The 15,207-nt window shown below is 62.3% G+C and carries 13 protein-coding genes; 11 read left to right on the top strand and 2 right to left on the bottom strand.

Translation table 11 applies throughout. The features are described from left to right. Positions 1-42: 42 nt before the first annotated feature. The 7 genes from mutS (at position 43) to IE097_RS07535 (ending at position 8,407) form a co-directional block, all read left to right on the top strand. Complete coding sequence (mutS, locus tag IE097_RS07565) at positions 43-2,562, top strand: DNA mismatch repair protein MutS (protein ID WP_189459566.1); 2,520 nt, start codon at positions 43-45, stop codon at positions 2,560-2,562. 101 nt (positions 2,563-2,663) lie between these two features. Next, entirely contained in the window at positions 2,664-3,104 is a 441-nt protein-coding gene (locus IE097_RS07560) for a hypothetical protein (protein ID WP_189459564.1), read from the top strand. A 122-nt stretch (positions 3,105-3,226) separates the two neighbouring features. Further along, positions 3,227-4,327, top strand: coding sequence for a 23S rRNA pseudouridine(2605) synthase RluB (rluB, locus tag IE097_RS07555; protein ID WP_189459561.1), 1,101 nt, complete (start codon positions 3,227-3,229; stop codon positions 4,325-4,327). Between the two features lie 12 nt (positions 4,328-4,339). Beyond that, positions 4,340-4,909 carry a transcription elongation factor GreB gene (greB, locus tag IE097_RS07550; RefSeq protein ID WP_189459559.1) on the top strand — a complete coding sequence of 190 codons (570 nt, stop codon included), beginning with the start codon at positions 4,340-4,342 and terminating at the stop codon, positions 4,907-4,909. Positions 4,910-5,011: 102 nt separating this feature from the next. Beyond that, positions 5,012-7,090, top strand: coding sequence for a sensor histidine kinase (locus IE097_RS07545; RefSeq protein WP_189459557.1), 2,079 nt, complete (start codon positions 5,012-5,014; stop codon positions 7,088-7,090). Positions 7,091-7,133: 43 nt separating this feature from the next. Further along, positions 7,134-7,928: a thymidylate synthase gene (locus IE097_RS07540; RefSeq protein ID WP_189459555.1), complete on the top strand. Its 795-nt coding sequence runs from the start codon at positions 7,134-7,136 to the stop codon at positions 7,926-7,928. Continuing rightward, positions 7,928-8,407, top strand: a complete 480-nt coding sequence (locus IE097_RS07535; protein WP_189459553.1) for a dihydrofolate reductase — start codon at positions 7,928-7,930, stop codon at positions 8,405-8,407. Before IE097_RS07540 ends, IE097_RS07535 begins: the two co-directional genes overlap by 1 nt. Before the next feature lie 42 nt (positions 8,408-8,449). On the opposite strand, the gene IE097_RS07530 is transcribed toward IE097_RS07535, so the two are convergent. Continuing rightward, positions 8,450-9,112 (bottom strand): phosphoglycolate phosphatase, encoded by a 663-nt coding sequence (locus IE097_RS07530; protein WP_189459551.1) that lies wholly within the window; start codon positions 9,110-9,112, stop codon positions 8,450-8,452. Further along, positions 9,109-9,792, bottom strand: a complete 684-nt coding sequence (gene rpe / locus IE097_RS07525; RefSeq protein WP_189459549.1) for a ribulose-phosphate 3-epimerase — start codon at positions 9,790-9,792, stop codon at positions 9,109-9,111. Before rpe ends, IE097_RS07530 begins: the two co-directional genes overlap by 4 nt. A gap of 100 nt (positions 9,793-9,892) precedes the next feature. Between rpe and apaG the strand changes: the two genes are divergently transcribed. From apaG to IE097_RS07505, 4 genes are all read left to right on the top strand, one after another. Beyond that, the gene (gene apaG, locus IE097_RS07520; RefSeq protein ID WP_189459547.1) at positions 9,893-10,276 is read left to right on the top strand and encodes a Co2+/Mg2+ efflux facilitator ApaG/CorD; all 384 of its coding nucleotides are present in this window, start codon (positions 9,893-9,895) and stop codon (positions 10,274-10,276) included. Positions 10,277-10,342: 66 nt separating this feature from the next. Further along, a complete protein-coding gene (locus IE097_RS07515; protein WP_189459545.1) occupies positions 10,343-12,118 on the top strand; it encodes an ABCB family ABC transporter ATP-binding protein/permease in 1,776 nt (591 codons plus the stop codon). A gap of 213 nt (positions 12,119-12,331) precedes the next feature. Next, entirely contained in the window at positions 12,332-13,567 is a 1,236-nt protein-coding gene (locus IE097_RS07510) for an amino acid permease (RefSeq protein WP_189459543.1), read from the top strand. Positions 13,568-13,654: 87 nt separating this feature from the next. Beyond that, on the top strand, positions 13,655-15,025 hold the full coding sequence (locus IE097_RS07505; protein WP_189459541.1) for an L-serine ammonia-lyase: 1,371 nt from the start codon (positions 13,655-13,657) through the stop codon (positions 15,023-15,025). The last annotated feature ends 182 nt before the right edge of the window (positions 15,026-15,207 follow it).

The raw sequence follows: 15,207 nt of genomic DNA, 5'->3' as shown, positions 1-15,207 counted from the left end.
GAAAAAAGCGCCATTAAAAACAAAGAGTTGAATCATACGCCGATGATGGCGCAGTACCTTCGGCTCAAGGCCGACCATCCGGACAAGCTGGTTTTCTACCGGATGGGCGACTTTTACGAGCTGTTCTACGACGATGCGGTCAAGGCGTCGAAGCTGCTCGACATTACCCTGACGACCCGTGGCCAGAGCGCCGGCCAGCCGATCAAGATGGCCGGGATTCCGTATCACGCCTGCGAGGGTTACCTGGCCAGGCTGGTCAGACTGGGCGAGTCGGTGGCGATCTGCGAGCAGTTCGGTGATCCGGCGACGACCAAGGGGCCGCTCGAACGCAAGGTCGTGCGGGTGGTGACGCCGGGAACACTGACCGATGCGGCCCTGCTCGATGACAAGCAGGAAAACCGGCTACTGGGGGTTGTCGCGCTGAAAGGCCGGCTGGGGCTGGCCTGGTTGTCGCTGGCATCCGGCGATTTCGCGCTGATGGATACCGACGTCGAGCGCCTGCCGACCGAACTCGAGCGACTGCGGCCGGCCGAAGTCGTTATCTCGAGCGACACCGGGCTGGCGCTGTTCGACACGCTCGGTGTACCGGTACGGCAAATGCCGCCTTGGCAGTTCGATCGCGACAGCGCGATTCGCGCGCTGACGCGCCACTTTGCAACGCACGATCTGGCCGGTTTCGGCGTGGCTGACGACATGCTGGCAATCGGAGGGGCCGGTGCGTTGCTCGAGTACGTGCGGACGACACAAGGCGGCGTCCTGCCGGCGCTGGCCGGATTGCGCGTCGAACATGCCAGTCAGTACATCGAGCTCGATCCGGCGACACGACGCAATCTCGAACTGACCGAAACCATACGCGGCGAGGCGGCACCGACGCTGTTCTCGCTGCTTGACCAGTGTGCAACCAGCATGGGGTCGCGGACGCTGCGGCACTGGCTGCATCACCCCTTGCGTCAGCACGCGGCGATTCTCGAGCGGCAGGCGGCGATCAGTGCGCTGCTGGACACCGGTGCCAGCGCACCCTTGCAGGAAACACTGAGCGGCGTTGCCGACATCGAACGGATTGCCGCGCGGATTGCACTGCGCAGCGCCCGCCCGCGCGATTTGTCCAGTCTGCGTGACAGCCTTGCCTTGCTGCCGGCATTGCGCGACGCATTGCCGCAGACCGCGTTCTTTGCCGGGCTGTCGCAGGCACTGCTGCCCGATGCCGAAATCCATGCCCTGCTTGCCGGTGCGGTCCAGCCGGAACCGTCCGTGGTGCTGCGGGAGGGCGGGGTGATCGCCGACGGCTATTCGGCCGAGCTCGACGAGCTCCGCGGCATCCAGGCCAACTGCGGCGAATACCTGCAAAGAATGGAATTGCTCGAACGCGAGCGGACCGGCATTCCGACCTTGCGGGTCGAATACAACCGCGTCGCCGGTTTCTTCATCGAAATCGGCAATGCCAACGTCGACAAGGTGCCGCCGGAATACCGGCGCCGGCAGACGATGAAGAACGCCGAGCGCTACATCACGCCGGAACTGAAAGCGTTCGAGGAAAAGGCGCTGTCAGCGCAGGACCGGGCGCTGGCGCTGGAGAAACAGCTGTTCGATGCGCTGCTCGACAGTCTGCAGCCGCAACTGGCCAGCCTGCGTCTCGCTGCGCAGGCCGTTGCGACGGTGGATGTGCTGGCCTGCCTCGCCGGTCATGCACAGACCCGCGGCTATGTGGCCCCCGAGTTTGTCGACGACGTCCGCATCGACATTGATGCCGGTCGTCATCCGGTGGTCGAAGCGCAGATCGACGACTTCATCCCGAACGGGGTGACGTTTGGCGCGATGCGCAAGCTGCTGCTGATCACCGGACCGAACATGGGCGGTAAATCGACCTACATGCGCCAGGTGGCGCTGATCGTGCTGCTGGCGCATGTCGGCAGCTACGTCCCGGCAACGAGCGCAGTGATCGGTCGTGTCGACCGCATCTTCACCCGGATCGGCGCTTCGGACGACCTGGCTGGCGGCCGCTCGACCTTCATGGTTGAAATGACCGAAACCGCGAACATCCTCAACAACGCCAGCGAGCACAGTCTGGTGCTGATGGACGAAGTGGGGCGCGGAACGTCGACTTTCGACGGGCTGGCGCTGGCGTGGGCGATTGCCCGGCAACTGATCGAGAAGAGTCGCGCGTATACCCTGTTTGCCACGCACTACTTCGAGCTCACAAGGCTGGCGCAGGACTACGCAATGGTCGCCAACGTCCATCTTGATGCGGTCGAGCACAAGGACCGCATCGTCTTCCTGCATGCGGTACAGGAAGGGCCGGCGTCGCAAAGTTATGGCGTGGCCGTGGCACAGCTCGCCGGCGTGCCGCGCGAAGTCATTCGTCAGGCCAAGCGCAAGCTGGCGGAACTTGAGCAGTCCAGTCCGGGTCATGCGCAGCAAGGGGACCTGTTCAGTGTGCCGGTTGAGCCGGTGGCGGAACCCGAAGATCATCCGCTCGTCGAAAAAATCGCAGGGATCGATCCCGATGACTTGAGCCCGCGCGCCGCACTACAGCTTTTGTTCGAGCTCAAGGCAATGCTCTGATTGACGAACTAAAGTTCAAATTCACAACCAGGCCAAAATGAATCGTTCGCCCGACTAAGCTAAAAACATATCCAGTAGCGAACGCAACGAGGAGCAACAACGTGGAAGCCGTACAGAATGGGCAGGCAGAGAACGACCAGTGGGATATCGATGAGGGCATCGCACGGTTTCTCGGAATCGATCCGAATGCGGAAACGTTCCGTCTGACCGATGTCCGCAACAAGGCGACCTCCGAACTGAAGAACTTGGGTGACGAGATCACCGCACACCTCGACGCGATCGGTGTGCGGATTCCGCCGGCCGTGCAGTTCGTCGGCGGTGAGGCGGGGCACATCGTCGTGGCCAGCGAGCATGCCGACAAGGCGTCCATCGAAACACGGCTCAACGGCGATACCCGCGTCCTGAAAATGTTCAAGGAGGTTGAGCTGCTGTTCGAGATCCTCCGCAAGGCCGAGCTGCGGGACACCGAGCGTTTCAAATCCCAGCATTTCAATCTGGGGCTGACCAGCCTTGGCAGCATTGCGTTCTTTACCGAGGCCTGAGCCACGATCGCCTGAAGCCGCAGGGCCGCTTTGCAAGCGGCCCTGTTTGTTTTGGACGCAAGTGTGATGGGCTTGGGCTGTCCGCGATATAATCGCCTGTTATTCCCGGATTACAGATCACCATGAAAACCACCCGTGCCCGTCGCCCTCAGCCGGCGATTCGCGAACAGAAGGCGGCCGGCCAGCAGCGTGCCGGGCTTGCAAGCCGCAACAAGGATGCTGCGCCGCGCACCGGCGACGAGTTCGTCAGCGGCCGCAAGCCACGGGGGGTAACGCCGGGGCAGGCGTTCGGTCAGGCGCGTTCGGCAACAGCCGGTGCCGAGCGTCGCAGTGCCGAAGCTGAAGCACCACGTGGCGGCCGGGATGTCGTGACCAAGGCCAAGCGCATGAAGCAGCGCGCCGGATCGCAGCATGAGGTCGCGGTGCAGAAGCAGCTGCGCGCCAAACGGCTGACCTCGGCCCAGGTCGGGGAGGAGCGCCTGCAAAAAGCACTGGCGTACAGCGGTGTCGGCTCGCGCCGCGATATGGAAGAGCTGATTGCCGCCGGTCGCGTCAGCGTCAACGGCAAGATCGCCGAACTCGGGTCGCGGGTGAAACAGGGCGACGACGTGCGGGTTGACGGCAAGCGGGTGACGATGCGCTGGCAGGACCGCCTCGCTCGCGTGGTGCTGTACCACAAGCAGGAAGGCGAACTCGTCACCCGTGACGACCCGCAAGGGCGCGTCACCGTGTTCGATCGTCTGCCGCGCCTGTCGTCGAGCAAGTGGGTCGCCGTCGGTCGTCTCGACTTCAACACCAGCGGGTTGCTGATCTTCACGACCTCGGGTGATCTTGCCAACCGGATGACACATCCGCGCTTCGAAATGGAGCGCGAATACGCGGTTCGGGTGCTCGGCGAGCTGACCGACGATCAGATTGCGCAGTTGCGCAAAGGCATCGAGCTCGATGACGGTCCGGCCAGGTTCACCCATATCGAGGCACAAGGCGGCGAAGGGATGAACCACTGGTATCGCGTCGTGCTCAAGGAAGGGCGCAATCGCGAGGTCCGCCGGATGTTCGAGCACTTCGATCTGACCGTGTCGCGACTGATGCGCGTCCGCTTCGGCGCACTGACCTTGCCGGGGCGCCTCAAGCGTGGACAGTTCTACGAGCTGTCCGAAACCGAGGTCTTGGCCGTGATGAAGTGGGCGGGTCTGAAGCTCAACGGTGAAGCCAAGGAATAAGCGGACGGTCGCATGAGCAAGGCGTTCACCAGGGAAGACGATCGCGACGACGACGAGCTGCCTGCCGAGCTGAAGGTGCCGGCCGGCAGCAAGAACTACATGACGCCGGGCGGCTGGCGCCGCATGAAGACCGAGCTGCACGACCTGGTCACCAAACATCGTCCCGAGCTGACCCAGGTCATCAATTGGGCGGCGAGCAACGGTGATCGGTCCGAGAACGGTGACTACATCTACGGCAAGAAGAAGCTGCGCGAGACCGACCGGCGCATCCGTTTTCTGACCAAGCGGCTCGAAAACGCCGAAGTGGTCGATCCCGAGGCGCGCGAGGCCACCGACCAGGTGTTTTTCGGTGCGACCGTGACCTATTTGCGCGAGGACGGCAACGAGGAAACGGTTTCGATCGTCGGTGTCGACGAGACGGATCTGAAACGTCATTACGTCAGCTGGACAGCGCCGGTTGCACGGGCATTGTTGCGCGCACGCGAAGGCGATTCCGTGCCGCTGCGGTTGCCGGGCGGGATCGAGGAAATCGAGATTCTCGAAGTCCGCTATCAGGCGCTGGAAACCGAGCGACCAAGCTGATACAGAGCTGATTTCTGTTTTGCGTGCGGCTTTCCAATTGGATATGCTGCGCGCATGAAGCGGACCTCAAACAGCAGTCTTTTCAGGCGCGTACTCCGGAACATGGCGTTCCGGATCACGGTCGTGTCGCTGGCGATTTCGGCCGTCAGTTACTACTACAGCTATACACGGCTGCAGGAAGAGGCGCTGGGCAACCTCGAGAAGTACATCAAGGCGCGCAGCCAGCTCGAAAGCGAGCCCTTCCTCCAGGCCGAAACCAACACCACCCTGTTGCGCAACGAATTCATCCGCCGCTACGCGCAAATGCAGGGCGTGGATGTGTCCGCCGATTTCCATGCGCTGATGAAGCAGGACAAGGACGGCATGTGGCGCGTCCGGGTCGAGCGCGACGACTTCGAATACCGGGCGACGGTTGCGCTGCTGCCCCGTGTCGAGCTGACACCGGAGTTCATGCGCCAGGTCATGCTCGGTTACGAACTGCTCGGGCAGTACGGGCCGGCATTCCGCAACCGCTATTACGATACCTTCATCGATCTGAACGTGTCGGACGGCAGCCTGATGTTCCTGCCGGACCTGAACTATGCCCGCAATGGTTCGGTTGCCGATTTCGAATTCGATCTGGAAACCGAGGTCGGTGCGACGCCGGCGCGCAACCCGGAGCGCAAGACCTTCTGGACCGGCATCTATTTCGACAAGCAGGCGATGCAGTGGATGGTGTCGGTCGTGACGCCGATCGACTACCTCGGTCGCTACATCGGCAGCGCGGGACAGGACGTACTGCTCGACCAGTTGATTGCCCGAACCAACAGTGTCGGCATTCCCGGGACGACCAATTTCATCGTCACGCGCCAGGGCGAGCTGATCGCCCATCCGGACCGCATGTCGCAGATCGAGGCGATGCGCGGGCACTACAATCTGCGCGATGCCGACGATCCGGCGCTACGCGATATGTATGCCGCCGTGACCAGCGCGACACCGAAGCAGCTCTTTGTCGAGAGCCCGGACGGAAAGTCCTGGCTGGGCATGGCACAGATCCGCGGGGCGGACTGGTTGTTCGTCACGGTTTACCCGAAGCGCTTGCTTCAGGAGAAGGCCGCGCTGGCGGCCAGCATGGTGCTTCTGCTCGGGCTGATTGCGCTGCTGATCGAGCTGGGCCTGATGGCCTGGGTGCTGAAGGTTGACGTGGCGCGTCCGCTGGGGCGGCTCAAGGCCGCGATCCAGTCGCTGGCGCAGGGGCGGCACACGCATCCGCTCGATACGGACCGCACCGACGAGCTGGGCGAGCTGGCGCGCAACTTCGACACGATGGCAATGACGATTGCCCATCACAGACAGCACCTGGAAGACCAGGTCGCGACGCGTACCGAAGAGCTGGCGCTGCGCAATGCCCAGCTGGAATCGGCCAACGCCGAGCTCTCTCGTCTGAATGAGGAAAAGAACGAACTGCTGACCATTGCGGCGCATGACTTGAAGAACCCGGTAGCCAGTATCGGCGGCATGGCCAGCCTGATCGGCAGCAAGTTCGATGTCTGGCCCAAGGAGCGGGTGCGGGACCGGCTGGCCGGGATCAGCCAGCTTGCCCACCGTATCCAGCGGATACTCGGCAATCTGCTCGACATCAACACGCTCGAGTCCGGGCAGTACCGGCTGACGCTGGAGCCGATTTCGCTGGATGAGCTGCTCGCGGAGTTGCTGGCGAGCTGGGAAGGCCGGCTGGAAGAAAAGCAGCAGCACTGCCAGTGGCAGCCGCACGGGCTGATCGTGCAGGCAGACCGCCAGGCGCTCTGGCAGGTGCTCGACAACCTGATTTCGAATGCGTCCAAGTACGCGCCCCATCGCAGCCGGATCGAGATTGCAGCGGCCCTGTCGCTGGGCATGGTCGAGATCGGCGTGCACGACCGGGGGCCGGGGATTGCGCCGCACGAAATGGACAAGCTGTTCCGCAAGTTCGGGCGGCTGTCGGCCGTGCCGACCGGTGGCGAACACACGACCGGACTCGGCTTGTCGATCGTCAAGCGGCTGGCCGAGGAAATGGGGGGCGGCGTCCGTTGCGACAGTCTGCTCGGGCATGGCACGACGTTCACCGTCTCGCTGCCCCAGCCTGATACCGATGGATTGCACCACCGGGGTGGCAAATCGACCGAGACGTTGCTCGATCCGGACGGTAAAATCGGCATCTGACGCGATTTAACCGGCGTGCATGGCACCCGGACGGAGCAAGAACATGAGGCAATACCTCGACCTGCTGCAGCATGTCGTCGATCACGGCACGCGCAAGGATGACCGGACCGGTACCGGCACGCTGTCGGTCTTCGGCCACCAGATGCGTTTCGACCTCTCGCAGGGGTTTCCGCTGGTGACGACCAAGAAAGCCCATCTGAAGTCGATCATCTACGAGCTGTTGTGGTTCCTCCGCGGTGAAACCAACAACAACTGGCTGAAAGAGCGTGGCGTGTCGATCTGGAACGAGTGGGCGCGTGACGACGGCGAACTCGGGCCGATCTACGGCTACCAGTGGCGCAGCTGGCCGACGGCAGATGGCCGGCACATCGACCAGATTGCGGAGGTGGTCAAAACACTGAAGACCAATCCGGATTCGCGTCGCATCATCGTTTCAGCATGGAATGTCGGCGAGATCGAGAACATGGCGCTGCCGCCGTGCCACGCGTTTTTCCAGTTCTATGTCGCCGACGGCAAGCTCTCGTGCCAGCTGTACCAGCGCAGTGCCGACCTCTTCCTCGGTGTGCCGTTCAATATTGCCTCGTACTCGCTGCTGGTGATGATGATGGCGCAGGCTTGCGACCTCGAGCCGGGTGACTTCGTCTGGACCGGTGGCGACTGTCATATCTACCTGAACCATCTCGAGCAGGTGCAGACCCAGCTCGGCCGCGAACCCTTGCCGTTGCCGACGATGAAGCTGAATCCGGACCGGAAGGACATCTTTGCGTTCGAATACGAGGACTTCGTGCTCGAAAACTACCAGTCCCACCCGGCGATCAAGGCACCGGTGGCAGTCTGATGGAGCTTGCGATCATCGCCGCGCTGGCACAGAACCGCGTCATCGGCATCGACAACAAACTGCCCTGGCACCTGCCGGAAGACCTCAAACACTTCAAGGCACTGACCATGGGGGCGCCCATGCTGATGGGGCGCAAGACCTTCGAATCGCTACCCGGGCTGCTGCCCGGTCGCCGGCATCTGGTGGTCACGCGCAATGCCGGCTGGCAGGCCGACGGCGCCGAGGCGTTTTCCAGCATCCAGGCAGCACTGGCAGCCTATGCCGGCAACGACAGGGTCTTCGTCATCGGTGGTGGCGAGATCTATCGCCAGGCGCTGCCGCTGGCCGACGTCCTCTATCTGACCGAGGTTGCGCTGTCCCCAGCTGGTGATGCGACCTTCCCGGTGCTGGGCGATGGTGAATGGCAGGAGGTGGTGCGCGAAACCCGTCAGAGCGCCAAGGGCATCGATTTCGCCTTCGTGACCTACCGGCGGAAATGAAAAACGGGCCTTTGGCCCGTTTTTTTGTTGCGAAGTCGCGAATCAGGCTTCGACGAATTCGAGCAACTCCGAAAACCGGCCGATCACGTGATCGGCGCCGAGCGACCGGACATCACTGCCGTAGCCGTACTCGACCGCCACTACCGGGCAGCCGGCCGCGCGGGCGGCGAGGATGTCGTTCTTCGAGTCGCCGACCATCAGCAGCTCGTCGCTGGCAACCCCGAGCCGTTCGAGAACGTGCTGCAGGGGCAGGGCCGACGGCTTGCGTTCGGGCAAGGTGTCGCCACCGACGACGAGCTCGAACCGTTCCGAAACCCCCAGCTCGCGCAGCAGCGGCAACGTATAGCGTTCAGGCTTGTTGGTGACGATGGCCAGCGGCAGTCCGAGCTCGTGCAGTGCATGCAGCGTTTCCTGCACTTGCGGGTAGAAGCGCGTTGCAATCGTCAGCCCGGCCTTGTAATGAAGGTCGAAGCGCTGCATGGCTTCCTGCTGCTCGGGTGCGTTGCGCCAGGTCGCGTCGTGATCGTCGGCAAGCGTCCGGGCAACCAGGCTTTGCGCCCCGTCGCCAACGTAGCTCTCTACCGTGCCTTCCGCCAGCGGCGGCAGGCCGAGGTCCGCCCGCGCTGCGTTCGCGGCGCGGGCAAGGTCGGCGATCGAATCGACAAGTGTGCCGTCGAGGTCAAAGGCGAGTGCGCGGATCGTCATGCGAGTGCCTTGGCAATTTCGGCGTGCATCGCATCGATCACCGCCTTGTAGTCCGGATGGCCGAAGACGGCCGAGCCGGCGACAAAGGTATCGACGCCCGCCGCGGCGATCGCACCGATGTTGTCGACCTTCACGCCGCCATCGATCTCGAGATGGATGTGACGGCCGGTTTTTTCCTTGTAGGCGTCGAGCTTGGCGCGTGCGGCCCGGGCCTTGTCGAGCATCGCGGGAATGAAGAACTGGCCGCCGAAGCCCGGGTTCACCGACATCAGCAGCACCATGTCGACCTTGTCGAGCACGTAGTCGAGATGGTCGAGCGACGTGGCCGGATTGAACACCAGCCCGGCCTGACAGCCGTGGTCGCGAATCAGCGACAGCGATCGGTCGATGTGGTCCGATGCTTCCGGGTGGAAGGTGATGATGTTGGCGCCGGCCTTGGCGAAGTCGGGGATGATCCGGTCGACCGGTTTGACCATCAGGTGCACGTCGATCGGCACCGTGGCATACGGCTTGATGGCTTCGCAAACCAGCGGCCCGATCGTCAGGTTGGGAACGTAGTGGTTGTCCATCACGTCGAAATGGATCAGGCCGGCACCCGCTGCGATGACGTTGCTGATCTCTTCGCCGAGGCGGGCGAAGTCGGCGGACAGGATGCTCGGGGCAATGCGGAACTGGCTCATGGGCGAACTCCAGGACGAATGGCTAGATTGTACCGTTTGCTGACCCTGCCACGACCAGGACAGCCTGTTAAGATTGTCCTCCATCAATGGGGAAACGTGCATGGGCGATAATCCCAAGTTCAGGATCGATGTGGTGCCTCGCGCCAGTTTCGTTGCCGAGCAGTCGGACGAGGAGGAGGGGCGTTTCGTCTTCTCCTATCACATCCGTATCACCAACCATGGTGACGTGGTTGCACAGCTGATTTCCCGCCACTGGGTCATTCGCGACATGGGCGACCGCATCCAGGAGGTGCGCGGACTGGGCGTGGTGGGCGAGCAGCCGGTGCTCGAACCCGGTCAGTCATTCGAATACATGAGTGGCACAACGCTGGAAACGCCGGTCGGCACCATGCGGGGCAGCTACCTGATGCGTACCGTCGACGGCGAGGAATTTCACGTCGACATTCCCGAATTCGTGCTCTCCATCCCCCGCACCCTGCACTGAGTAGCGGACTTGCAATTGCGCGGTGCCGGCCGCATCTGACCTTGTCGTCTGTCGATAAGAACCATCATGGCCGCTCCCGAATCCGCTCCGCGCAACGACTGGCAAACGCTGCGTACCCTGTTTCCCTATCTCTGGCGCTACAAGAACCGCGTCGTGCTGGCACTCGGGCTGCTGATCGCCGCCAAGTTTGCCAACGTCGCGGTGCCGCTGGTCCTCAAGGGCATCGTCGATTCGCTCGACGGCAGCAAGAGCATCGTGGTGATGCCGATTGCGCTGGTACTGGCCTACGGCGCCCTGCGGATGTGCTCGTCGGTATTCGGCGAATTGCGCGACGCGGTGTTTGCCAAGGTGACGCAGGGCTCGATCCGTCGTGTGGCGCTGCAGGTGTTCGAGCATCTGAGCGCACTCAGCCTGCGCTTCCATCTGGAGAGGCAGACGGGCGGGATGAGTCGCGACATCGACCGCGGCACCAAGGGCATCGCCTTCCTGCTCAACTTCATGCTGTTCAACATCCTGCCGACGCTGGTCGAAATCGCGCTGGTGGCGATCATCCTGCTGAAGAAGTACGACTGGTACTTCGCCGCGATCACCTTCGGCACCATCGTCATCTACATCGGCTTCACCCTCGGCGTCACCGAATGGCGCATGGCGTTCCGCCGGCAGATGAACGACCTCGATTCGAAGGCCAATACCCGCGCGATCGATGCGCTGCTGAACTACGAGACGGTCAAGTACTTCAACAACGAACGCTGGGAGGCCGCGCGTTACGACCGCAGCCTGGAGAAGTGGGAGGGCGCATCGGTCAAGAACCAGGTCTCGCTGTCGCTGTTGAATGCCGGGCAGGCCGTGATCATCGCCGTCGGGGTGACGGCACTGGTGTGGCTGGCGGCACGGGACGTCGTCAACGGGCGGATGACGCTCGGTGATCTGGTGCTCGTCAACGCCTTCCTGCTGCAGCTGTACGCGCCGCTGAACTTCCTCGGCTTCGTCTACCGCGAAATCAAGCATTCGCTGGCGGACATGGAAAAGATGTTCACGCTGCTGCGGCAGAATACCGAGATCGCCGACAAGCCGGATGCGGTTGCGCTGCAGACCGGCAACGCGGTGATCCGCTTCGAGTCGGTCGATTTCGGCTACGAGCGCAACCGGCAGATCCTGCACGACGTCGGTTTCGAGATTCCGGCCGGCAGGACGCTGGCGGTGGTCGGCGCCAGCGGCGCCGGCAAATCGACGCTGTCGCGGCTGCTGTACCGCTTCTATGACGTCTGGCAGGGCAAGATAACGATCAATGGCACCGATCTGCGCGACATGACGCAGGAAAGCCTGCGTGCGCACATCGGCATCGTGCCGCAGGACACCGTGCTGTTCAACGATACGATCTACTACAACATCGCCTACGGCAGGACCGGTGCGAGCCGCGAAGAGGTGATCGAAGCGGCGAGGGCGGCGCACATCTACGACTTCATCGAAAAGCTGCCCGAGGGGTTCGACACCATGGTCGGCGAGCGCGGACTCAAGCTTTCGGGCGGCGAGAAGCAGCGTGTGGCGATTGCGCGCACCATTCTCAAGAACCCGCCGATCCTGATTTTCGACGAAGCAACGAGTGCGCTCGACTCGAAAACCGAAAAGGGCATCCAGGCCGAACTCAAGGCGGTCTCGACCAACCGGACGACGCTGATCATTGCCCACCGGCTGTCGACGATTGCCGATGCCGACGAAATCGCCGTGATGGAAGGCGGCCGCATCGTCGAGCGCGGGCGGCACGCCGAACTGCTTGCGCGCGACGGTCACTACGCCCGCTTGTGGGCGCTTCAGCAGCATGACGAGTCGCCTGTTGCATGAACCGATCGGTTGGTTGTGTCTGTGATCGGACTGCGGCAAGCAGCTTGTCTTATATCGTTTTCTTCTTTTGAGTTAACGCAAACCGCATAAGGGAAAGACCGGGCTGCGTAATTAAGTCACAACCGACATCCTCCTGCAGGCCTTAAAAAGGTCGCCGCCGGCGCATTCGTACCTCGAACGCGCCAATAACAAGACAGACCTCAGGAGGGTCGTATGAAACTCGATCGCAAAGACTGGGAGTGGGTGCTGACCTGCTTCGGTACCGCCGTCGGTGCCGGCATTCTTTTCCTGCCCATCCGTGCCGGCCTCGGCGGCATCTGGCCGACGCTGATCCTGACCGCCATCATTTTTCCGGTGACCTATGTCGCGCATCGCGGCATCACCCGGGTCGTGGCGTCGTGCAGCAAGGCAACCGACATCGTCGGTGCCGTCGAACACGACCTCGGCCGCAATGTCGGCTTTGCCGTGTCGGTGCTGTACTTCCTGTCGATCATCACGATCTGCGTCGGCTACGCGACCGGGATCACCAATATCGTTTCATCGTTCCTGACCAACCAGATGGGGGTCGGTGAAGTGTCGCGCCCGGTCTTGACCTTCCTGCTGCTGGTCGGCCTGACCAGCGTGATTCTCGCCGGCGAAAAGATCATGGTGCGGGTGACGTCGATCATCACCTTTCCGCTCATCATCCTGCTGGCCGTGCTGTCGCTGTACATGATTCCGTACTGGAACAGTGCGGTCGTGACTGCGCCGACGACCGGGGGCGAGATCATGAAGAACCTGCTGCTGCTGTTCCCGGTACTGGTGTTCGCGATGAACTTCTCGCCGGTGTGCTCGACGCTGGGTGCGTCGTACCGCGCGCAGTATCCGGTCGAGGAAGCCGTCCGGCGCACCGACGGCATCATCAAGTGGACCTCGCTGATCCTGCTGGTGTTCGTCATGTTCTTCGTGCTGTCGATGCTGCTGACGACCACACCGGACATGCTGGCCGAAGCGCAGGCGAAGAACGTCGACATCCTGACCGTGCTGTCGCTGGCGGTGCACCAGCCCTTCCTCAAGTACGTGATTCCGCTGATCGCCTTCCTGGCGATTGCCAGCTCGTATTTCGGCCACTTCGTCGGTACCCGCGAGGGTCTGGTCGGCATCATCACCCGGCTGATGACCTGGAGCCGTCCGGCCGACGAGGAGAAACTCGACAAACGCCGCATCAATCTGGTCGTGACCGTGCTGATGATGGTCGGCCTGTGGTTCCTTGCCGTCTACAACCCGCCGATCCTGAAAATCATCGGCGCGCTGTCGGCGCCGGTCATCGCAATCTATGCCTACCTGATGCCGGTGATGCTGATGAAGCGCGTGCCGCGACTGATGATCTATCGCTCGTCGTTTGCCAGTTTCGTGTTCGTCATGGGGCTGGTCGGCATTGCCGGCGACTTCGTCGGCAGTTACCTCTGACGAGACCGACCGTCCCGGGTGACGCCACCCGCGCCACCCGCTTTTGTCCCCAAGCCGGACGGTGATCCCGTCCGGGCGGAGCGATCCATGCTCAGTGTTTTCGATATGTTCAAGATCGGTATCGGGCCTTCCAGCTCGCATACCGTCGGCCCGATGGTGGCGGCCAAGCGCTTCGCCGATGCCTTGCTGGCCCACCCGGATCGTGCACGGATTGCGCACGTCACGGTCGACCTGTACGGCTCGCTGGCCTTGACCGGCAAGGGGCACGGCACTGTCGAGGCGATCCTCAACGGTCTCGAGGGCAAGGTCCCGAAAACCGTCGACCCGTCAACGGTCGTGCCGCGCGCACAGGCACTGATGCAGGACGGGGCGACGCTGCTGCTCGGTGGCGAGCAGCCCGTGCCGTTTCACGGTCGCCGCGATGTCGTGCTCCACATGCACGAATTCCTGCCCAAACACGCCAACGGCATGCGCTGCCGGGCGCGGGACGGTGAAGGCAGGGTCATCACCGACGAGACCTACTATTCGGTCGGTGGCGGCTTCATTGTGAGCGATGCCGAGTTCGGCCTGGCCGCGGGCGAGCGCGCCGTGCCGCCGTACCCGTTTGCCAATGCGCAGGAACTGATGGCGCATTGCGAGCGGGAGGGCAAAACGATTGCGCAGATCGTCATGACCAACGAACTGACCTGGCAGGACGAGGCGGCGGTGCGCGCCGGACTGCTGGAAATCGCCGCGGTGATGAAGAGTTGTGTCGAGAGCGGATGCCGTCACGAGGGGGACCTGCCGGGCGGCTACGGCGTCAAACGTCGCGCACCGGCGATTTTCCGCCGCATCGTTTCGCTGCAGCTGGCAGGCCGGACCGACGTGATGCTCTGGCCGATGCTGTATGCGATTGCCGTCTCGGAGGAGAACGCGGCAGGTGGCCGCATCGTGACCGCGCCGACCAACGGCGCCGCAGGCATCATTCCGTCGGTACTGCAGTACTACCGCAACTTCCACCCGCAGGCGAACGATCAGGGCATCGTCGACTTTTTGCTCACCGCAGCTGCGGTCGGCATGTTGTACAAAATGAACGCCTCGATTTCCGGCGCCGAAGTCGGTTGTCAGGGGGAGGTCGGGGTGGCGTGCTCGATGGCGGCCGCAGGTTACTGCGCTGTCAGCGGCGGCAATCTGGCGCAGGTCGAGAATGCGGCCGAGATCGCCATGGAACACCACCTTGGTCTGACCTGCGATCCGGTCGGTGGTCTGGTGCAGATTCCCTGCGTCGAACGCAATGGCGTCGCGGCCGAGAAGGCGATCAAGTGCGCACAGCTGGCCATCATCGAGGATGGCCGTCACAAGATCAGTCTCGACCAGGTGATCGACACCATGTACCGCACCGGCATGGACATGCAGAACAAGTACAAGGAAACATCCCTGGGTGGGCTTGCATTGACTGTAGGAATTCCGGCTTGTTGAATTAAGATTCAATATCGTTCTATTCCGGAATGTGTAATGCCCTTGTATCCCAAGGGCATTTTTTTTGCCTGCATCACCGATTCCTAATATCATGCGACTAGCAATGGCATTGGCGATAAATAATTACACAATACTTGCCTGGATGTTGCGTAATTCTTTTTTCGGCTAAATTCTGCGAGTGC

This window comes from Jeongeupia chitinilytica (assembly GCF_014652315.1).
GTDB lineage: Bacteria > Pseudomonadota > Gammaproteobacteria > Burkholderiales > Chitinibacteraceae > Jeongeupia > Jeongeupia chitinilytica.
The sequence above is the reverse complement of the archived record's forward strand: the minus strand, read 5'-3'. Positions and strand labels throughout refer to the sequence as shown.

Coding starts and splice junctions, on each gene's coding strand:
- mutS (WP_189459566.1), top strand. CDS start 43: ATGATGGCGCAGTACCTTCGGCTCAAGGCCGACCATCCGGACAAGCTG.
- rluB (WP_189459561.1), top strand. CDS start 3,227: ATGAAAACCACCCGTGCCCGTCGCCCTCAGCCGGCGATTCGCGAACAG.
- greB (WP_189459559.1), top strand. CDS start 4,340: ATGAGCAAGGCGTTCACCAGGGAAGACGATCGCGACGACGACGAGCTG.
- IE097_RS07545 (WP_189459557.1), top strand. CDS start 5,012: ATGGCGTTCCGGATCACGGTCGTGTCGCTGGCGATTTCGGCCGTCAGT.
- IE097_RS07540 (WP_189459555.1), top strand. CDS start 7,134: ATGAGGCAATACCTCGACCTGCTGCAGCATGTCGTCGATCACGGCACG.
- IE097_RS07535 (WP_189459553.1), top strand. CDS start 7,928: ATGGAGCTTGCGATCATCGCCGCGCTGGCACAGAACCGCGTCATCGGC.
- IE097_RS07530 (WP_189459551.1), bottom strand. CDS start 9,112: ATGACGATCCGCGCACTCGCCTTTGACCTCGACGGCACACTTGTCGAT.
- rpe (WP_189459549.1), bottom strand. CDS start 9,792: ATGAGCCAGTTCCGCATTGCCCCGAGCATCCTGTCCGCCGACTTCGCC.
- apaG (WP_189459547.1), top strand. CDS start 9,893: ATGGGCGATAATCCCAAGTTCAGGATCGATGTGGTGCCTCGCGCCAGT.
- IE097_RS07515 (WP_189459545.1), top strand. CDS start 10,343: ATGGCCGCTCCCGAATCCGCTCCGCGCAACGACTGGCAAACGCTGCGT.
- IE097_RS07510 (WP_189459543.1), top strand. CDS start 12,332: ATGAAACTCGATCGCAAAGACTGGGAGTGGGTGCTGACCTGCTTCGGT.
- IE097_RS07505 (WP_189459541.1), top strand. CDS start 13,655: ATGCTCAGTGTTTTCGATATGTTCAAGATCGGTATCGGGCCTTCCAGC.